At 62.2% G+C, this 19,033-nt stretch carries 17 protein-coding genes; 10 read left to right on the forward strand and 7 right to left on the reverse strand.

Annotated elements, in window-relative coordinates:
- Positions 1–29: 29 nt before the first annotated feature.
- Both SIC17_RS05820 and SIC17_RS05825 read right to left on the reverse strand, forming a co-directional pair.
- Positions 30–2,051, reverse strand: a complete 2,022-nt coding sequence (locus SIC17_RS05820; RefSeq protein WP_412546664.1) for a TIR domain-containing protein — start codon at positions 2,049–2,051, stop codon at positions 30–32.
- Positions 2,052–2,331: 280 nt separating this feature from the next.
- Positions 2,332–3,123, reverse strand: coding sequence for a DUF3108 domain-containing protein (locus SIC17_RS05825; protein ID WP_412546665.1), 792 nt, complete (start codon positions 3,121–3,123; stop codon positions 2,332–2,334).
- Between the two features lie 113 nt (positions 3,124–3,236).
- On the opposite strand from SIC17_RS05825, the gene SIC17_RS05830 reads away from it, so the two are divergent.
- Entirely contained in the window at positions 3,237–4,130 is an 894-nt protein-coding gene (locus tag SIC17_RS05830; protein WP_412546666.1) for an aldo/keto reductase, read from the forward strand.
- Here the strand turns inward: SIC17_RS05830 and eda are convergent.
- From eda to zwf, 5 genes are read right to left on the reverse strand one after another with little or no spacing between them, the layout of a single operon-like run.
- Positions 4,127–4,756: a bifunctional 4-hydroxy-2-oxoglutarate aldolase/2-dehydro-3-deoxy-phosphogluconate aldolase gene (eda, locus tag SIC17_RS05835; protein ID WP_412546667.1), complete on the reverse strand. Its 630-nt coding sequence runs from the start codon at positions 4,754–4,756 to the stop codon at positions 4,127–4,129. The two genes, SIC17_RS05830 and eda, sit on opposite strands and share 4 nt — an antisense overlap.
- Positions 4,756–5,730, reverse strand: coding sequence for a glucokinase (glk, locus tag SIC17_RS05840; RefSeq protein WP_412546668.1), 975 nt, complete (start codon positions 5,728–5,730; stop codon positions 4,756–4,758). The genes eda and glk overlap by 1 nt, the downstream gene beginning before the upstream one ends.
- A gap of 2 nt (positions 5,731–5,732) precedes the next feature.
- Entirely contained in the window at positions 5,733–7,577 is a 1,845-nt protein-coding gene (edd, locus tag SIC17_RS05845) for a phosphogluconate dehydratase (protein WP_291895002.1), read from the reverse strand.
- 17 nt (positions 7,578–7,594) lie between these two features.
- Positions 7,595–8,317 carry a 6-phosphogluconolactonase gene (pgl, locus tag SIC17_RS05850; protein WP_291895004.1) on the reverse strand — a complete coding sequence of 241 codons (723 nt, stop codon included), beginning with the start codon at positions 8,315–8,317 and terminating at the stop codon, positions 7,595–7,597.
- Positions 8,301–9,776: a glucose-6-phosphate dehydrogenase gene (gene zwf / locus SIC17_RS05855; RefSeq protein ID WP_291895006.1), complete on the reverse strand. Its 1,476-nt coding sequence runs from the start codon at positions 9,774–9,776 to the stop codon at positions 8,301–8,303. Before zwf ends, pgl begins: the two co-directional genes overlap by 17 nt.
- Before the next feature lie 146 nt (positions 9,777–9,922).
- Here zwf and SIC17_RS05860 point away from each other — a divergent pair, with 146 nt between their 5' ends.
- The 9 genes from SIC17_RS05860 to SIC17_RS05900 all read left to right on the forward strand — a co-directional run bounded on the left by SIC17_RS05860 (position 9,923) and on the right by SIC17_RS05900 (position 19,027).
- A complete protein-coding gene (locus SIC17_RS05860; RefSeq protein WP_412546669.1) occupies positions 9,923–11,032 on the forward strand; it encodes an S-(hydroxymethyl)glutathione dehydrogenase/class III alcohol dehydrogenase in 1,110 nt (369 codons plus the stop codon).
- Entirely contained in the window at positions 11,029–11,478 is a 450-nt protein-coding gene (locus SIC17_RS05865) for a YaiI/YqxD family protein (protein ID WP_412546670.1), read from the forward strand. Before SIC17_RS05860 ends, SIC17_RS05865 begins: the two co-directional genes overlap by 4 nt.
- A 2-nt stretch (positions 11,479–11,480) precedes the next feature.
- Complete coding sequence (gene fghA / locus SIC17_RS05870; protein ID WP_412546671.1) at positions 11,481–12,323, forward strand: S-formylglutathione hydrolase; 843 nt, start codon at positions 11,481–11,483, stop codon at positions 12,321–12,323.
- A 165-nt stretch (positions 12,324–12,488) separates the two neighbouring features.
- Positions 12,489–12,626: a hypothetical protein gene (locus SIC17_RS05875; RefSeq protein ID WP_412546672.1), complete on the forward strand. Its 138-nt coding sequence runs from the start codon at positions 12,489–12,491 to the stop codon at positions 12,624–12,626.
- Positions 12,627–12,707: 81 nt separating this feature from the next.
- A complete protein-coding gene (locus tag SIC17_RS05880) occupies positions 12,708–14,435 on the forward strand; it encodes a dihydroxy-acid dehydratase (RefSeq protein WP_412546673.1) in 1,728 nt (575 codons plus the stop codon).
- Positions 14,432–15,454, forward strand: coding sequence for a ketol-acid reductoisomerase (gene ilvC, locus SIC17_RS05885; RefSeq protein WP_412546674.1), 1,023 nt, complete (start codon positions 14,432–14,434; stop codon positions 15,452–15,454). The genes SIC17_RS05880 and ilvC overlap by 4 nt, the downstream gene beginning before the upstream one ends.
- 25 nt (positions 15,455–15,479) lie before the next feature.
- The gene (gene ilvG, locus SIC17_RS05890; RefSeq protein WP_412546675.1) at positions 15,480–17,174 is read left to right on the forward strand and encodes an acetolactate synthase 2 catalytic subunit; all 1,695 of its coding nucleotides are present in this window, start codon (positions 15,480–15,482) and stop codon (positions 17,172–17,174) included.
- A 3-nt stretch (positions 17,175–17,177) separates the two neighbouring features.
- On the forward strand, positions 17,178–17,468 hold the full coding sequence (locus tag SIC17_RS05895; protein WP_291899235.1) for an ACT domain-containing protein: 291 nt from the start codon (positions 17,178–17,180) through the stop codon (positions 17,466–17,468).
- A complete protein-coding gene (locus tag SIC17_RS05900) occupies positions 17,450–19,027 on the forward strand; it encodes a 2-isopropylmalate synthase (RefSeq protein WP_412546676.1) in 1,578 nt (525 codons plus the stop codon). Before SIC17_RS05895 ends, SIC17_RS05900 begins: the two co-directional genes overlap by 19 nt.
- Positions 19,028–19,033: the final 6 nt, after the last annotated feature.

Genomic DNA, 19,033 nt, shown 5'->3' on the forward strand with positions numbered 1-19,033 from the left:
ATCCCCTCTCTACTCACAAACTCGGATATCTATTCTGCTGGCTCCATGGCTGCCGCCAGGGCATTGGCCTGTTCCAGCTGGGCACGCAGGAAGATGTGCTCCACCCCTTCCGGGCGGGCTTCATAGGCTGTCAATGCCTGGCCCAGCACCGTGTCCGCGTCAGCGTGACGCCCCGCTGCACGGTGTTGTTCCGCCAGAAAATTCGAGATCAACAAGGTATAGATATAGTCCTGGCTGGACGCGGAGCCGTCTTCGCGGGCGCGGGCAAATTGCACCAGCAAGTTCTCGCCTTCCGAGCGTGATGCCTCTTCCTCACCGATCGCCGCGAGCAGGCGCATTTGGCTGGCACGGACCTGGACGCGGGCCTCACCGATCTGGTCAAGCTCCGCTGTCTCCCAGCTCTCATGGCTCATCAGACGCGACAGGTTTATCATGGCCGCTCGGGCCTCGGCTACCTCACCCGCGAACAGGTGGGCATCAACCAGCAGTGACAGCGTGCGCACCGCATTTATGCGCCAGTTCACGCGGTCCGGTTCGTGACGGACCAAGGCCTGCGCCTCAAGCGAGGCCGGGATGAGATAGACCAGCGCGTTCTCGACAGATTCCGCGCTGGGCGGGGCTCTCATATAAAGGTACATGCGTGCGACATTGGCCTCGGCAACCATGGCATCACGGCGAAGACGCCAGTCATCCTCGAAATTCTCTGCGCCATTGAGTACTTCGATCTGTTCAAGCAGGTGAAGGATAGCGCCCTGGGCGTCCATATTCTCCTCGCGAACGGAGGCCAGCCAGCCATAGGATCCGGCCAGATTATCGCGTTGGGCGTTAGTCGGATATTGCTGGAACGCGCTGGCGAAGTGGTCGCGACCATATTCGAAAGAGGCTTCAGCCTCTTCCAGATTGCCGCGGCGCATCTGGACAATACCCATATTGTTGCGCGCATGCCCCGCCTCGTTCAGCCATTCCAGATTGGTCGGGTCGATCTCAACCAGCTGTTCGGTAAGCTGTCTGTACTCGTCCCACCGCGCCTCGGCGATATCCAGCTCCTGCCCAAGAAAGGCGAAATACCCCAGCCAGAAGCTCGACTGGCTGTGCTCGTAGATCCGGGCCGGTTCGGTCGGATCTCGCTCCAGGATAACGCGGGTGGCCTCGAAAGCAGACGTTGAATAACCGCGCGCAGCTTGCAGATCTCCCTGTGCCAGCTCGATCTCGGCCAGCATGTGTCGCGCCCGGGCGCTACGTCCGAGCGAATCCGCTGTCATCTCCCGCGAAGGCTGGGCGGAATAGTATTCGATGACCTTCTCCCCGACTGCGTCGAGAACATCGAGACGGCCAACGGGCTGAAGCTGCGCCTTGAGATCAGTAAGCATGAATTCGATCAAATCCTCTGCTTCCGCTTTTCGATGCTCCGCCTCGGATCGAGCCGACATCGCAAGCAATGAAAGTGAGGTCATGATTAACGCAAGAGCCGAGGTAACCACCGTGACCGCCGTCACGCGACGCTGTCGCCGTTGCAAATCGCGTTGCAGGATTTGATCGAGCGGAAGACCGAACAGGCCGGCGACCAGCTTGACGACGCCCGTGCGCTTACCATCCTTGCCCGGGCGGAAATCGGCTCCGGCCGGCTCATCGAACCCGCCATCCTCCCGCGGCCGACGCAGGGTGGGTGGGTAACAATTCTCGTTGCTGTCCTCACCGCCGGGTTCACCCGCCGTGATCGCGGCGAGGATCGGCCGGTCCGGATGCAACTCCCGAAAAACCTCGACCTCCCGATTGACCCATTGTGACTTTGCCGCCGACGGCGAGCAGACCACGATCAGCGCGGCCGACGAAGCCAGGGCGTCTTGCACGACGGCGGAGAGGTCGTTTGCTGCCGGCAAGTCATCGCGATCCCGGAAAATGCGACCGATCCGGCCGGGAACCGCGCCATCGGCCGTCACCAGGTGTTTGGGGATCCGGTAGGTCTCGAGCTGACGATGCAGCCAGCGCGCAAAACGCTCATCATCGTGAGAGTAGCTTATAAAAGCTGCGTAGTTCGAAACGTCGGTCATGCGAGTCCCCAAAATCACTCACCGACCACTCTCCTTCACACGCATTGCGTGCGCAAGCAGAAGCGAAGCCCAGCTTGTTGAAAATGGTCACGATTTTGGGCGGCATACCGATTGGAAGCGATAGGGCGGAGTGCGACGCGCTGATCAGGCGCTTATTGGGCAAGTGCCGCACTCCGCCAAGCATGCTGAGGGATGTTTTGGGGCCATCCCGGTCGGCAGCCAGAGCAATCTAGCGAGCTTCGTGGGCGCTTCGCGTGACTGCGGTCACGCCATAAAACTTTTATGCAGCAGAAACTTGCGCGAGTTCGATCGTCACACCGCCGAGACCGGCGCGCGTATAGAGCCGGACTGGCAGATAGTATCGGCCACCATCTATCGGAGCGAGCCAGATCCGCAAGGGCTGGCTGAGTTCGCGCTCGCTGGGATAATCTTCCGGATCATATCCCGAGATCGGCTCGTACCAGATATCACACAAAACCGCCTCACCGCGCCATCCACGTGTCCGGATGCGGTCACGGCCGCGATTTTCGAGGCGCAGATTGTATCGCGATTTGCCGTCAAACACCGGCAGCACCCCTTCACAACCAAGCCCCTCATCCCGGTTCAACTGCTCTGACAGGGCAACAAAGGCGGACATCGGATCGATCGCGCCCGTGCGATCATCCTCCGAAGCCGGTGGCACGCCCCAGGAGCCAAAGGGCGGCTCGACTGCAGATCGGGCAACCCCTTCGGCGAAGCTCACCTCGACCGAGCGGACCTTGCGTCCGGTCCGCTCGACATGGGCATAACGACGAGGCGAGGCCTCGGTATCTTCGATATATCCCTGCACTTCCGCATTGATGTCAAAATCAGTGAACAGTGCTGCCAGCCCGGCTGCCTCGATCCGGGTGCTGGCGGAGTAGGCGGTATCCGCGAGCCGGGCCTCGAAAACGATGTCACCCACCGGGAAAATCAGAACGCGACTGGAATAACGCGCAGTCAGGGAAAACGTATCCTGCGCAGGGACAACCGCGTCTTCACTGGCCACAGAGGCCGGTGCCGTCAGCAATGACAGGCCCAAACAGGCCGGCACGGCCAGTCGCACAATCGAGTGTGAAACCGCGGATAGTCGAGACAGGAAAACCATCCACCAAGAATGACACATGCGGCTTTGCGCTCCAATTTGGATAACGCTAACATGCCGCCATGACCCCGCTTGCTCAAACCGATCTCGTCTGGGGCGCCTGGCGCGCCCGCCAGAACCAGCATACCCGCGAGCCGTCAGGCTTTGCCGACCTGCTCGCCCGATGTCTGGACCTGGATATCGACTGGATCGATCACGCGGATATCTATGATGATGGTGCCGTCGAAGCCCTGCACGGCGAGGCGCTGGCGCATCTTGATGCCGAGCAGCTCAAGCGACTGCACGTCATCACCAAGTGCGGTGTACGGTTTCCCAGCCCCGGCCAGCCCGGCGTGCGCACAGTGCACTATCGGTCCGACGCCGCCTATATCCAGCAGCAAGCAGAGGCCTCTCTGAAACGGCTCGGCGTGGAGCAGATCGGCCTCTATTTGCTGCATCGACCGGATTATCTGATGCGCGCAGATGAAACGGCACGGGCACTGGAGGACCTCGTTTGCGCAGGCAAGGTCGCCGCTTACGGCGCCTCCAACTTCTCCATACACCAGCTCAGCCGCCTTCAGGCCGCCAGCGATCTGCCGATCGCCGCGCACCAGATCGAAATTTCGGTGTGCGAGAGCTCAGCGCTCGATGATGGCCGATTGGACCGGGCCGCGCAGGCGAGTATGCCCCTCCTGGCCTGGTCCCCGCTGGCTGGCGGACGATTGTTTGGTGGCAGCGATGCATTCGCGCCTGTCCGCGCATGCCTTGAACGTGTCCAGCAGGATATGGATGCAGGTGGAATCGACGAGATCGCGCTTGCCTGGTTGAAAAACCTGCCAGCGCATACAATCCCGATCCTGGGCACGATGAAACCGGAACGGCTGGAACGACAAGCCAACGCCTACCGCCAGATCACGCTGGACCGCCAGGACTGGTACGCCCTCCTCGAAGCGGCACGGGGAGCGCCAGTTCCCTAACCCTTCAGGGATGTCGCGAACCGGGCATTGGCTTCGATCTCATCCCACTGACCGGCCTCGATCATTGCGGCATTGGCAATCCAGGACCCTCCGACGCAGGCGACATTCGGTGTCGCCAGGTAATCAGCCGCACGCTCGCGGGTGATCGAACCGGTCGGGCAGAAACGAATATCCGGCAGTGGTCCCTTGAGAGATTTGAGATAATCCAGCCCGCCAGCCTGTTCAGCCGGGAAGAATTTCATCGCTTCGAAACCCGCTGCCGACGCCGTCATGGCCTCGCTCGCGGTTGCCACACCCGGCAGTGCAGGTACGTCCACGGCGAGCATCGCGGCAGCAAGCTCATCCGTCAGGCCCGGCGACACCAGGAAGTGAGCTCCGGCCGCAACCGACCGGGTCACATCATCGCCCGTGCGCAGCGTGCCCATGCCGACAATCAACTCTGGCTCGGCAGCCTGCATGCGCTGCATGACCTCGATGGCAGCATCTGTGCGCAAGGTCATCTCGACCACGCGCAAACCGCCGCGCGCGAGCGCATGCGCCAGGGGCTCGGCGTCGGCCGCATTCTTGACCGCCAGAACCGGGATCACGCTGGCCGCGGCCAGCAGCTCGTCCATGGAAACTGCCATTAAAGGCCTCCAGCTTCTGCCAGAGCGGCAGCGCCCAGAAGCGCAGCCTTGTCGGACAGGATGAGATTGACGGGAATGTTGGAAACATAATGCGTCATAGGTCCGCGACGTTGAAAACGGGCTTCAAAGGCGCTGTCCGGAACCAGTTCACGAATTCTTGGCAGAATACCGCCGCCAAGATAGATCCCGCCGCGTGCGCCAGCGATAACCGCGACATCACCGGCATAGGCGCCCAGCACGGCGCAAAACAGGTCAACGACCCGGCGACAGATCGAATTCGGATCGCTGATCGCCTCGGCCGTGACGTCCTCGGGTCGATGACCGGGCCAGGGTTCGCCGGAGAGATGGCACAGCGCGCGGTGGATGTTCACCAGACCGCGCCCCGACAACAGGCGCTCCCAGGAGACAAAACCATACTCGTCCGCGATAAACCGCCCGACCGCGATTTCTTCCTCGGTCCGGGGTGCGAAACCGGCATGACCGCCTTCCGTCGCGACAACATTGACACCATCACGACGCGGGATGACCAGGCCGAGACCCAGCCCGGTGCCTGGCCCGAGCACGGCACAAGGCGCTCCGGGGATCGCAGTGCCCTTGTGCAAGGTCATCAGAGCGTCTCGACCGCTCAGAGGTGCGCCCCTTGCCTGGGCCGCGAAATCATTGACCGGCAGAAGTTGTTCCAGGCGCAAATCTTCCGCCAGGTCCTTTGGGCAGAACCGCCAGGTGGAGTTGGTCAACTTGACCTTGCCCTCGGATACTGGCCCGGCTACGGCAAAGCAGGCACGCGACGGGTGCCCGCCGGAGCAACTCTCCAGAAAAGCATGCGCAGCGTCACGCAGGTTCTCGAAATCCTCGTTTTTGAGCCGTCGCGTTTCTTCCAGTTCAAACCCGGAACGCACAGACCCTGACACCATTGCAAACCTTGCATTGGTGCCGCCGATATCGGCTACGAGATATCGATCAACCATACCCATGGTCAGACCGTCACCATATCACGAACAATATTCTCGCCGAGCCCCGGAATGGCGATCGCTCCCTCTTCAGCCGCACTGGCAACGGCCCTGAAACCAGCAAAGAGCTCTCGCCCCATTCCCAGCGTCGCAGATGTATCAAGACGCGCCTGCTCGCGCTTGTCGAAGCCGGGTCCGGTCAGCTGCAACGTGCCGGCGTCTGCGTGCAAACTGATCATGTCCCCGTCACTCACCCGCGCGAGCGGTCCCCCAAGCGCTGCTTCCGGACTGACATGAATTGCTGCCGGCACTTTCCCCGAAGCACCGGACATGCGTCCGTCCGTGACCAGCGCCACCTTGAAGCCGCGATCTTGTAACGACCCCAGCGCGGGCGTCAATTTGTGCAATTCCGGCATGCCATTGGCACGCGGCCCCTGGAACCGCAGCACAGCCACAAAATCGCGTTCCAGCTCACCTGCCTTGAAAGCCGCCATCAAGTCATCCTGGCTGTCAAACACGATGGCTGGCGCTTCAACCACTCGGTTCTCCGGTTTCACGGCAGAGACCTTGATCACCGAGCGTCCGAGATTGCCGTCGAGAACCCGCAAACCGCCATCAGCGGAAAACGGCTCGGCGACCGGGCGGACAATGTCCAGATTGGCGCTTTCGCGCGTACCTTCAGACCAGTCCAGCTCACCATCCCTGTCATAGGGCTCGCGGGTATAGTGCTGCAGCCCGTCGCCCGCGACCGTCTTCACATCACCATGCAACAGACCAGCCTCCAGAAGCTCACGGATCACCAGGGCAAGGCCGCCTGCCGCGTGGAAATGGTTCACATCTGCCGGGCCGTTGGGATAGACGCGGCAAAGCAACGGTGTCACCGAGGCGAGGTCGTCGAAATCCTGCCAGTTGATGGCGATACCGGCCGCACGCGCAATGGCGATCAGATGGATGGTGTGATTGGTGGAGCCGCCTGTAGCGTGCAGGCCGACAATGGCATTGAGAATGGCCCGCTCGTCGACAATATGGCCGAGCGGCGTGAATTCATCGCCGGAGTGCACCAGGTCCAGCGCCCGTTTGGCCGCAGCACGTGTCAGCTTCTCGCGCAGCGGGTCGGTCGGATTGATGAAGGCAGATCCGGGCACGTGAAGGCCCATGATTTCCATCAGCATCTGGTTTGAGTTGGCAGTACCGTAGAAGGTGCAGGTTCCCGGCGAATGATAACTCTTGCTCTCGGCCTCCAGCAGGGCATCGCGACCGACCTTGCCCTCGGCATAAAGCTGGCGCACTCGAGCCTTTTCGGGATTGGGCAGGCCGGAACGCATTGGGCCTGCTGGCACAAAAATCGACGGCAGATGACCAAAACGCAGCGCGCCCATCATCAGACCCGGGATGATCTTGTCGCACACGCCCAGAAACAGCGCCGCATCAAACATGTTGTGGGAGAGCCCGACTGCCGTGGCCATGGCGATGACATCGCGGCTGAACAGGGACAACTCCATCCCGTCCTGGCCCTGGGTGACACCGTCACACATGGCCGGCACACCGCCTGCGACCTGCGCGACACCGCCATGTTTGCGCAGCTCATCACGAATGATTTCCGGATAGGTTTCAAACGGCTGGTGCGCGGACAGCATATCATTATAGGCGGTGATAATGCCGACATTAGCACTGCCACCATCTTTCAACGCCCGCTTGTCGGTACCGCCACAGGCCGCAAAGCCGTGGGCCAGGTTTCCACAGGACAGGACGTCTCGATTGCGCCCTTCGCCGATCGCGCGCTCAATCTGGTCCAGATAGGCCTGGCGGGTCGGGCGGGAGCGCTCACGGACACGTTCGGTAACGCGGTGGAGGGTATCATTGAGTGACATGCAAGCGCCTCGTTCGTTCAACCGGCCCAATGGATCTGGAATGGCAGGGTTTCGTCCCGCAGCAGGGTACGCACCGGCATCTGGGCGATATCACTGCCACCCGCCGCGGCCGCAAGCGCCTCGCGCTTTGCTTCGCCGCTGAGCATCAGATAGATCACACCGGAACGGGCGATCGGTCGACGGGTCAGGGTGATGCGGTCGAGATGATCGCCGGTCACCTCGGAGCGTTCCGCACGCACCGCCGCCAGCAGCGACCGGTCCGCGTTCAGACAGGCATCCAGTCCGACAGCGTGTGGGAACCAGGATGCTGTATGCCCGTCATTGCCCATGCCGAGAATGCTCACATCGATCGGCAGGGGCAGGTCTGTCAGGCGGCTCTCCGCCTCGGCCAGACCGTCAGCAGGTTTCAGACCCGCCGTCTTGAGACCGATAAAGCTCGCCGCAGCGGCCTTGTTCTGGATCAGGCTCGTTCGAACAAAATCCTCATTGGACCCCGCTTCGCCCGGATCGACCCAGCGTTCATCCACGAGAACGACCGTAACCTTCGACCAGTCGATATCGGCGTCTGACAGGCGCTGATAGAGGGGTTTCGGCGTGGAACCGCCCGAGACGGCGAGCGATGCCGCACCGCGCTCTGCGATCGCGTTGGCCAGGCGCGCTTCAATCTCTGCCGCAAGGGCCACGGCCATCGCCTCCACCGAGGTGTGTTCGGTCATCTCTAGCTCAAGCGCTGAAGGCATCGAACCACTCCCGTTCTTCCGTTGCCAACAACAGGGCGGACTGGGTCGGACCGTCTGTACCCGCCGGATAGCCATAGAGTTTCGCCTGGCCGTCATCCCAGGCCTGGATGATGCCATCCACCCAGCGCCACGCTGCCTCGACCTCGTCACGGCGCATGAACAGGCCCAGATTGCCGCGCACCACGGCCATCAACAGGCGCTCATAAGCGTCCGGGTAATCCTTCTCGAAATGCTCGGCATAACTCAGGTTGAGCGGCACATAACGCAGGCGCAGCCCGCCCGGCCCCGGATCCTTTGTGGTCAGCATCAGCTTGACCCCCTCATCCGGCTGCAGGCGGATGATGAGGCGATTGGGGTGGGAGCCGGCATTGCTGGCACCGACCACATCATGCGGCACATCCTTGAACTGGACGATGATCTCGCTGCGGCGTGCGGCCATGCGCTTACCGGTGCGCATGTAGAAAGGCACGCCGGCCCAGCGCCAGTTGTCGATGTGGGCGCGGATAGCAACAAAGGTCTCGGTCTGGCTGTCATGGCCGACCTCTTCGGCATACCCGTCAACACCCTCACCGTCGACAGCGCCGGACTGATACTGGCCACGCACGACGTCATGGGAGACGGAGTGGGCATCCACTGTGCGCAGGGCGCGGAGGACTTTCATCTTCTCGGTGCGAACCGCATCCGCGTCGAGGGAGGACGGTGCTTCCATCGCGACCAGACAGGCCAGCTGGAGCAGGTGGTTCTGGACCATGTCGCGCAACGCGCCGGAACGGTCATAATAGCTGGCGCGCTGCCCGGCGCCGAGCGATTCCGCCACGGTGATCTGGACGTGGTCGATGCCGTTGGCATTCCACATCGGCTCGAACAGGAAATTGGCAAACCGCAGGATCAACAGGTTCTGGACGGTTTCCTTGCCCAGATAGTGGTCGATGCGGAAGATCGAGTTCTCCGGGAAGACCTGGCCAACCCGGTCATTGATCTCGCGTGCCGTGTGGAAATTCGACCCGATGGGCTTTTCCAGCACGATCCGGGCATTGGCCGTATTCAGCTTGTGCTTACCAATGGCGGCACAGACCGGACCATAGAGAGACGGCGGCAGGGCCAGGTAGAACAGGCGGATCTTGTCCTCGGCATCGTCAAGCGCGTCTGCGAGCGCTTTCCATCCCTCACCTGCACCCGTGGCATCCACGGCGACATAGGTGACGTGATCAAGGAAATCCTTCCAGCGGTTGCGGCGATTGTCGGACGAGGTTTCGTCGAGCACATGAGTAGCCGCGAGCTCCCAGTACTTCGCGGTTTCCATCTCCTCCCGGGAGGCCGCAACAATGCGCGAATCCGCCGGGATCTGGCCGTCGCACCAGCGGTGAAAGAGCGCCGGAATCAACTTGCGCAGCGCAAGGTCTCCCGTCGCGCCAAAAACAACGATATCAAATGGTTCTACTGGGACTAGCTCAGCCATTCGGGCACGCCTTCATTTGGGTTCCGAACGTTTATAGCACGGATGTTAGGGCTAACACAGTGGGTGAAACATCTTGCGGCCAAGAAATGGATTGCGAGCCCGGTTGAGAAGTGGTTCGCTCCCGACACTTCTGAGGGGAACACATCATGAAAACCAGAGCTGCAGTAGCGTTCGAAGCCGGAAAACCTCTCGAAATCGTCGAGGTTGACCTGGAAGGCCCCAAGGCGGGCGAGGTCCTCGTCGAGATCAAGGCGACCGGTATCTGTCACACCGACGAGTTCACCCTGTCCGGCGCGGACCCGGAAGGCGCCTTCCCGGCGATCCTGGGCCATGAGGGCGCGGGTGTTGTCGTGGAGGTCGGCCCGGGCGTGAAGGACCTCAAGGTTGGCGATCATGTCATCCCGCTCTACACGCCGGAATGTCGCGAATGCGATTATTGTCTGCACCCCAAGACCAATCTGTGCCAGTCGATCCGCTCGACCCAGGGCCAGGGCGTGATGCCGGACGGCACCTCGCGCTTCTCCTACAAGGGCGAGAAGATCCTGCACTACATGGGCACTTCGACCTTCTCGAACTACACTGTCTTGCCCGAAATCGCGCTGGCGAAAGTGCGCAAGGACGCCCCCTTCGACAAGATTTGCTATATCGGCTGCGGCGTCACCACAGGCCTCGGCGCGGTGATGTTCACCGCCAAGGTGGAGCCGAACTCCACCGCGGTCGTGTTCGGCCTCGGCGGTATTGGCCTCAATGTCATCCAGGGCCTCAAACTGGTGGGCGCACGCCAGATCGTCGGTGTCGACACCAATCCGGCCAAAGAGGCGATGGCGCGCCAGTTCGGCATGACCGATTTCGTCAATCCCAAGGACATCAAGGGTGATCTTGTCGGCCACCTGGTCGAGCTGACCGGCGGCGGTGCAGATTACTCCTTTGAATGCATCGGCAATGTCGAGGTCATGCGCGCGGCGCTGGAATGTGCGCACAAGGGCTGGGGTGAAAGCGTCATCATCGGCGTTGCACCGGCCGGCGCAGAAATCCAGACCCGCCCGTTCCAGCTGGTCACCGGCCGCGTCTGGCGCGGCTCCGCCTTTGGCGGCGCGAGAGGCCGTACCGACGTGCCCAAGATCGTCGACATGTACATGGAAGGCCGCGTCAATATCGACGACCTGATCACGCACAAGCTCAAGCTGGAAGACATCAACAAGGGTTTCGACCTGATGCATGCCGGCGAAAGCATCCGGAGCGTGGTGGAGTTTTGATCCTCTATGTCGACGCAGATGCCTGCCCCGTCAAAGACGAGGTTATCCGGGTGGGTGAACGACACCGCTCCGAAATCCTGCTGGTCTGTGATGGCGGGTTGATGCGGCCGCGTTCGCCCTGGGCGAAACTGGTGATTGTCGAGGGCAAGCTGGACGCTGCCGATGACTGGATCGCCGAACGGATCGGCCCCGGCGATATCTGTGTTACCGCAGATATCCCGCTCGCCCACCGCTGCCTCAAGGCCGGCGCCCGCGCCATTGATCCGCGCGGCAAGGCCTTCACGCCGGATACGATCGGTTCGGCTGTCGCTACGCGCAATCTGATGACCGACCTGCGCGAGACCGGCGTCATCACCTCTGGCGCCAAACCCTTTTCCCAAAAGGACCGCTCCGCCTTTCTCAACGGGCTGGAAGCGCTCATCCAACAGGTCAAACGCGGACGATAGACATGACCCTGAAACCGGTGTCCTCCTGGACTTCCTTTGGCGGCGAGCTGGCCGTTTTTGACCATGACAGCGACGTTTGCGACTGCGAGATGCGCTTTGCCGTCTTCACGCCTCCGCAAGCCAAGGACGGACCGGTGCCGGTGCTCTGGTATCTGTCGGGACTGACCTGCAACTGGTCGAATGTGATGGAAAAGTCCGGCCTGCAGCGTGTCGCCGCCGAGCTGGGGCTGATGGTCATCGCCCCGGATACCAGTCCGCGCGGCGAGGCTGTGCCCGATGATGACGGCTATGATCTGGGCCAGGGCGCAGGCTTTTACCTGTCTGCCACCCAGGCGCCCTGGTCGCAGCACTTCCACATGGACCGCTATATAGTCCAAGAACTCAGTGCACTGATTGAAAAAAGCTTTGCTGCGGACATGAGCCGCCAGGGCATTACAGGCCACTCCATGGGTGGCCATGGCGCGCTGACGCTTCACCTGAAAAACCCTAAAAAATTCCGCTCCGTATCGGCTTTTTCACCCATTGTCGCGCCGATGGATGTGCCCTGGGGTCAAAAAGCGTTCTACACCTATCTCGGCGACCGGAAATCAGACTGGGAAAAACACGATTCCTGCGCCCTGGTTCGCAAGCAACCGAGCCGCGCGCACATCCTGGTCGACCAGGGGTTGGGGGATCAGTTTCTCGACCAGCAACTGCGTCCTGACCTGTTCGAAACCGCCTGTGCGGAAGCGGGACAGGCCCTCACCCTGCGACGCCATGAGGGGTATGATCATTCATACTATTTCATCGCGAGCTTCATCGAGGACCATTTGCGTCACCACGCCGCTGCATTGAATTCGCTGTGAGCTGCAGCCCGTCTTCGCGCGCGCGAGCATTGCTCCCCGCGAGCACGATTTTTGCGCCGTTTTCGCAACACAGCGCGCCGCGCGCATAATTTTTTCTTTCTTGGGGTTGCAATCGCATCCCAGCCCGGTAACTGTGCAGCGCAGCAAACACAGGAACCGGTTCTCATGAACCCGAGCACGACCACATCCAAGACCATTGCCGTCGCCGCCCAGCCGGGCGTGCGGACGCTTGGTCTCGTGCTTATTCTTGTGGTGCTTATTACCGCCCAGATAACGGGAGCGGCGACGACGCCTGCCATCTAGCAAAGCAAGACTAGGCAGACACGAAGAACCCCGCTCCCACAAGGAGCGGGGTTTTTTCGTGCTGGCCGCACAGGACACACGATGAACCAGCATTCTCCCAAATCCTCCGACACGATCACCAGGGGTCCCGCCCGCGCCCCGGCGCGCGCCATGCTGCGCGCCACCGGCATGACGGACGAGGATTTCGCCAAGCCGATGATCGGCGTGATCAATACCTGGAGCACGATCACGCCCTGCAACATGCACCTGGACAAGCTGGCGGATGCCGCACGTGAAGGCGTTCGCGAAGCCGGCGGGTTTCCGGTCGATTTCAACACGGTCGTGGTGTCCGACGGGATCACCATGGGCACCGAGGGCATGCGCGCCTCGCTGATCTCCCGCGAGGTGGTCACCGACAGCATCGAGCTGGCCGTGCGCGGACACAGCCTGGACGGCATCATCATCCTGGCGGGTTGCGACAAGACCATCCCGGCCGCTGCCATGGCCCTGGTCCGCGCGGATATTCCCGGCTGCATCCTCTATGGCGGCACGATCATGCCGGGTCGCAAGGGCGACCAGGAGCTGTCCATCCAGGATGTTTTCGAGGCCGTCGGCGCTCATGCCTGCGGCTCAATCGACGATGCCGAACTGGAAGCGGTCGAGAAAGCCGCCTGCCCCGGCGAAGGCGCCTGTGGCGGTCAGTTCACGGCCAATACCATGGCGATGATGTTGAGCTTCCTGGGACTCTCGCCCATGGGCGTCAACGACATCCCCGCCCCTCACCCCGACAAGCCAGATGCAGCGCGCAAGTGCGGCATCCGGGCGGTCGAGCTGGTCGAAGCCGCGGTCAATCCGCGCCGCTTCATCACCCCCAAGTCGCTGCGCAATGCAGCGATCGCCGCTTCGGCCAGCGGAGGTTCAACCAATGCCGTCCTGCACCTGGCTGCCATCGCAGCAGAGGCCGGCATTGCCTTTTCCATCGACACATTTGACGAAGTCTCATCGGAGGCGCCGGTCATCACCGATCTGAAACCGGGCGGGCGCTTCCTCGCGCACCACATGTTCCTCGCCGGCGGCACACGCCTGTTCGGTCAGCGCCTGATGCAGGCCGGTCGCATCGCCGACACTCCAACCGTCAGCGGCGCAGGCCTGTTCGAAGAGTTCTCGAAGGCCGAGGAAAGCCCCAACCAGCGCGTCATCCACAGCGTCGAGAACCCGGTCAAACCCGATGGCGGCTTCCGCGTACTCTATGGCGATGTCGCTCCGGAGGGCGCGGTTCTCAAACTCAGCGGTCATTCCCGCAGCGCGTTTGCTGGTACGGCCCGCGTTTTCGAGTGCGAGGATGATGCGTTTGCGGCCGTCGAAGCCAATCAGATCAAGGCCGGTGATGTCGTCATCATCCGCTGCGAAGGCCCCCAGGGTGGCCCCGGGATGCGCGAAATGCTTGCAGTCACGGCGGCGCTGGTCGGCCAGGATCTCAGCGAAGATGTTGCCCTGATCACGGATGGACGTTTCTCCGGCGCATCGAAAGGCTTCGTTATCGGCCATGTCAGCCCGGAAGCCACCGCTGGTGGCGCCATCGGTCTGCTGATGGACGGCGACCGGATCCACATCGATGTCGAAGCGCGCCGGATCGATACGGATGCCGATCTGTCAGCGCGCCGCCGCTCCATGATCACGCCTCAGCCCAATCGCATGGGGGGCGTTTTCGACAAGTACGCTCACCTCGTCAGTTCGGCTTCCCGAGGGGCTGTCACTGCCCCACCGCCCGCCAGGCAAGCCACATCCAAAACGACACAGACACATCGCGAACAGGAGATTTTCGCATGACCCGCCCGACCCAGGCTCCTCGCCGGAGTGATTTCGAAATCGACACAACCGACTTCAAGTCGGAAACCGTGGCCATCATCGGTTATGGCAGCCAGGGCCGCGCCCACGCCATGAACCTCAAGGACAGCGGCTGCAAGGTCATCGTCGGCGTTCGTGCCGGCGGTACCGGCGCCCAGCGCGCTGCCCAAGATGGTCTGACCACTGCCGAACCGGCCGATGCCGCGAAACAAGCCGACATCGTCATGATCCTGACCCCGGACATGACCCATGAGGAGATTTTCCGTGAGCAGATTGCCCCGAACCTGGAGGCTGGCAACGCCCTCATGTTCGCTCACGGTTTCTCCGTCCATTTCGGGCGCGTCCAACCCGCAGCCGATATCGATGTTATGCTGGTGGCGCCCAAGGGCCCGGGCGATCTCGTTCGCCGTGAATTCGAGCGGGGACGCGGCGTGCCCTGCCTGTTCGCAGTGCACCAGGACGCGACCGGCAAGGCGCGCGAACGGGCGCTCGCCTATACCTCCTGCATTGGTGGCGCCAATTCCGGTGTTATCGAGACCTCGTTCGCCGAGGAAACCGAGACTGACCTGTTCGGCGAACAGGCGGTCCTGTGTGGCGGCGCAACCGAGCTGGTCCTGGCCGGATACGAGACCCTGACCGAGGCGGGTTATCAGCCTGAAGTCGCCTATTTCGAATGCCTGCACGAGCTCAAGCTGATCGTCGACCTGCTCTACGAGGGCGGGCTCGGGAAGATGCATGAATTCATCTCCGAAACCGCGATCTACGGTGATCTGCGCTCGGGTCCGCGGGTGATCAATGACGAGACCCGCGCCCGCATGCGCGAAGTCCTCAAGGACATCCAGGACGGCACATTTGCCCGCGACTGGATCACTGAGAACCAGGCCGGGAAGCCGCAATACGCCGCGCTCCTGCGCAAGGATCTCGAACACCCGATTGAAAAGACCGGGGCGCAATTGCGCGCCGACATGCCTTGGCTGCAGCCGGGCGCCAACGCCCACTAACCGGCCCAACGAGGAGACGAGAAACATGACCGCCCTGCCCGCCGCCGAGATTGACGCGCAAGCCCGCCAGCTGATGACGGGTGCCCACGCCGTGGTGCGGACGCTGGAAGATCTCGGCGTACGCCGGATCTTCGGCTATCCGGGCGGGGCAATCATGCCCGTCTATGACGCGCTGGTCGGTTCGAAACTCGAACACATACTTGTCCGCCACGAACAGGCCGCGAGTTTTGCCGCCGACGCGCAGGCGCGCCTGACCGGCAAGGCGGGCGTCTGCCTGGCCACGTCCGGCCCCGGCGCGACCAATCTGCTGACCGGAATCGCCAATGCCTACATGGACAGCGTGCCCATGGTCATCCTGACCGGACAGGTTCCTTCGACCCTGATGGGCACAGACGCCTTCCAGGAAGTCGACGTGTTCGGCATGAGCCTGCCGGTCGTCAAACACTCCATGATCGTGCGTCATGCCGAGGACATTCCGGCCACCATCCGCGAGGCCTTCGAAATCGCCGAGGAAGGTCGACCCGGCCCGGTCCTCGTCGATCTGCCCAAGGATACGCTGCAGGCGAGCATGGCGTTTGAAACGGCCATGTCCGCGCCGACACCAGCTCCGTCCCGTGCCAGCGATGACAGTATCGAGGAAGCGCTCAGCCTGCTCCGGGCCGCCCGGCGACCTGTTCTCTACATGGGTGGGGGCATTGCCCTCGGGCATGCGGTGGAAGCGGCGCGAGACTTCATGGCACGCACCGGCATCCCGACCGTGGCCACGCTGAAAGCCATTGGCTGCGCTCATCCGGACGCCCAGAACTATCTCGGCATGCTGGGCATGCACGGAACCCGCGCCGCGAACATGGCCGTCCAGGAGAGTGATCTGTTGATCTGCTGCGGCGCCCGGTTCGATGACCGCGCAACCGGCAAGCCGGATCAGTTCGCCCCCCATGCCCGCATCATCCACATGGATCTCGACAACGCCGAAATCGGCAAGCTGCGCGGCGTGGACGCCGCTATTCGCGGTGATCTGCAAGACGCGCTGGCGCGGCTGGATGCGGGATATCTGGCAATCGACAGCTGGCGCACCCTGTGCCGCAACCGAAAGCAGGAGTTCGCGTTCAGCTATGACGCGCCCGGTTCCGGCATTTACGCGCCTGGCCTGTTGAAGGAATTGTCTGAAACCGCCGGCGATGACTTCATCGCTGCCTGTGATGTCGGCCAGCACCAGATGTGGGTGGCCCAGCATTGCCGCTTCGCTCGGCCGGAGAACCATCTGACGAGCGCGGGCCTGGGCGCGATGGGCTACGGCCTGCCCGCCGGCATCGGTGCTGCGCTGGAGCGCCCGGACAGCAAGGTTGTCACCGTCACCGGCGATGGCTCGATCATGATGAATATCCAGGAACTGGCAACCGCGCGTCGTTACGGCGTGCCGATCCGTATCCTGTTGCTGGATAATGCCTCGCTGGGCCTGGTGCGCCAGTGGCAGGAATTATTCTTCGACCAGAATTTCTCCGAGATCGATCTCTACGACAATCCGGACTTTGCCGAGGTCGCCCGGTCCTTCGGCGTCGAAGCTTTCACCATTCACAGTCGCGACGAGGTGCCCGGCGCCATTGAGCGACTGCTCAACGCCACCGGACCGATCCTGGCCCACTGCCTGATCGATCCGCGCGAAAACGTCTGGCCGCTCGTTCCGCCAGGCAAATCCAATGCAGAAATGATGGAGGACTGATCCATGCACAATATTCGAATTCAACTCGCCGAGCGCGAGGGTGCCCTTGTGCGCCTGCTCAGCAATATCGAGCGCCGCGGTTTCATTATCGAGAGCCTGGACAAGACGGCCGCACAGGACGGCGTGACCGATATCGCTGCGCGCATCACGCCACGCGGCGAGCGCTCGCTGGACGTCCTCACACGCCAGCTTTCCCGCCTGTTCGACGTCATGGACGTCCACACCCCGATGCCGGCCCACATGGCCAGCCACGCCATGCCTCCAGGAGAGCCGTCATGTCGACAACCGCAATAAACCACCCGGCTGCCGGGGATCACGTCCGGATCTTCGACACCACACTGCGCGATGGAGAACAGGCGCCGGGCTTCTCCATGACACCGACGCAGAAAGTTGAACTGGCGCAACTGCTTGCTGCCATGCATGTCGATGTGATCGAGGCCGGTTTTGCCGCCGCCTCTCCCGGAGACGCTGCAGCCGTCACAGAAATCGCTCGCGAGATCGAGGGCCCGACCCTGTGCTCGCTGTCGCGTGCCTCGATCGGGGATATTGATGCGGCTGCCGAGGCCCTGTCTCCGGCACGCCGCAAGCGTATCCACATTTTCCTCGCCACCAGTCCGATCCACCGTGAAGCCAAGCTGCGCATGTCGCGACTGGAAGTACTCAAGGCGATCGAAACCGCGCTGAGCCATGCCGCTGAGTGTTTCGACGAGGTGGAGTTTTCCGCCGAGGACGCACTGCGTACCGAGGACGACTTCCTGACCGAAGCCATGGCATGCGCCGCCACCCATGGCGCCGATGTGCTGAACGTGCCCGATACGGTCGGGGTCAGTGAACCCGGCGAAATCCGCCGCGTGTTCGAACGCCTGATGCGCGAAGTCGAGCGGCCTGAACACGTGATCTTCTCCGCCCATTGCCACAATGATCTGGGTCTGGCTGTCTCCAACAGCCTCGCCGCCGTCCAGGCCGGCGCCCGTCAGGTGGAATGCGCCATCAACGGTATTGGTGAACGCGCGGGCAATTGTTCTCTGGAAGAGCTGGTCATGGCGCTCAATGTACGCCCGGACATCTTCCCTGCCGCAACGCGCGTCGACACCACGCAGCTCTGGCCGGCCAGTCAGAAACTGATGCGCCTGACCGGTGCCCCGGTCGCGCCGAACAAGGCGATTGTCGGCAAAAATGCCTTTGCCCACGAGGCCGGGATCCACCAGCACGGCATGATCGCCGATCGCCGCACCTATGAAATCATGACTCCGGAAAGCGTTGGCGCACCGGGCTCGGAACTGGTGCTGGGCAAGCACTCCGGCAAACACGCGCTGAATCAGCGCCTGGCCCAGCTGGGCTACCAGCCGGATCCGGAACGCCTGAACGAGGTTTTCCGCGAATTCAAACGCCTGGCTGATGACCATGGCGAAGTGACCGATGCAGACCTGGTCAGCCTGATGGAAGGCTATAGCGAAAGCGGGTCGGCCTGGCAGGTCATGCGGACCGAATTGCGCACAACAGCAGGTCCGCGTCCCAAGCAGTTTGCACGTGTCGAGCTGTCCCACCCGGATCGCGGTCGGGTCTCCGATATCGCGTCCGGTGAAGGTCCGGTCGCTGCGGCTTTTGCCGCTGTCCAGCGCATCACCGGACGCAAGGCCGATGTCATTGGCCTGGAAACCAAGATGCTGCGCTCGCAGACGGGACGTGAATTTGTCGCCGAGATTGAGGTCGATCTGGAAGGCCAGCGTGTGCGCGGCCGGGCACGGGGACCCGATGTGGTCACTGCCGCCATCGACTCCCTGCTTTTCGCATTCGAGCGCCAGCCGGCGCCACACACCCCACAGCAAACAGCGCAACCCGCTGTCATGTAAGGATTT

It is taken from the genome of Maricaulis sp. MIT060901 (assembly GCF_047123815.1).
GTDB lineage: Bacteria > Pseudomonadota > Alphaproteobacteria > Caulobacterales > Maricaulaceae > Maricaulis.

What these genes read in the sequence shown, in the direction of transcription:
- SIC17_RS05860 (WP_412546669.1), top strand. Translation starts at nt 9,923, where the DNA reads ATGAAAACCAGAGCTGCAGTAGCGTTCGAAGCCGGAAAACCTCTCGAA.
- ilvC (WP_412546674.1), top strand. Translation starts at nt 14,432, where the DNA reads ATGACCCGCCCGACCCAGGCTCCTCGCCGGAGTGATTTCGAAATCGAC.
- SIC17_RS05820 (WP_412546664.1), bottom strand. Translation starts at nt 2,051, where the DNA reads ATGACCGACGTTTCGAACTACGCAGCTTTTATAAGCTACTCTCACGAT.
- fghA (WP_412546671.1), top strand. Translation starts at nt 11,481, where the DNA reads ATGACCCTGAAACCGGTGTCCTCCTGGACTTCCTTTGGCGGCGAGCTG.
- SIC17_RS05830 (WP_412546666.1), top strand. Translation starts at nt 3,237, where the DNA reads ATGACCCCGCTTGCTCAAACCGATCTCGTCTGGGGCGCCTGGCGCGCC.
- eda (WP_412546667.1), bottom strand. Translation starts at nt 4,756, where the DNA reads ATGGCAGTTTCCATGGACGAGCTGCTGGCCGCGGCCAGCGTGATCCCG.
- SIC17_RS05875 (WP_412546672.1), top strand. Translation starts at nt 12,489, where the DNA reads ATGAACCCGAGCACGACCACATCCAAGACCATTGCCGTCGCCGCCCAG.
- ilvG (WP_412546675.1), top strand. Translation starts at nt 15,480, where the DNA reads ATGACCGCCCTGCCCGCCGCCGAGATTGACGCGCAAGCCCGCCAGCTG.
- pgl (WP_291895004.1), bottom strand. Translation starts at nt 8,317, where the DNA reads ATGCCTTCAGCGCTTGAGCTAGAGATGACCGAACACACCTCGGTGGAG.
- SIC17_RS05900 (WP_412546676.1), top strand. Translation starts at nt 17,450, where the DNA reads ATGTCGACAACCGCAATAAACCACCCGGCTGCCGGGGATCACGTCCGG.
- SIC17_RS05880 (WP_412546673.1), top strand. Translation starts at nt 12,708, where the DNA reads ATGAACCAGCATTCTCCCAAATCCTCCGACACGATCACCAGGGGTCCC.
- edd (WP_291895002.1), bottom strand. Translation starts at nt 7,577, where the DNA reads ATGTCACTCAATGATACCCTCCACCGCGTTACCGAACGTGTCCGTGAG.
- SIC17_RS05895 (WP_291899235.1), top strand. Translation starts at nt 17,178, where the DNA reads ATGCACAATATTCGAATTCAACTCGCCGAGCGCGAGGGTGCCCTTGTG.
- zwf (WP_291895006.1), bottom strand. Translation starts at nt 9,776, where the DNA reads ATGGCTGAGCTAGTCCCAGTAGAACCATTTGATATCGTTGTTTTTGGC.
- glk (WP_412546668.1), bottom strand. Translation starts at nt 5,730, where the DNA reads ATGGGTATGGTTGATCGATATCTCGTAGCCGATATCGGCGGCACCAAT.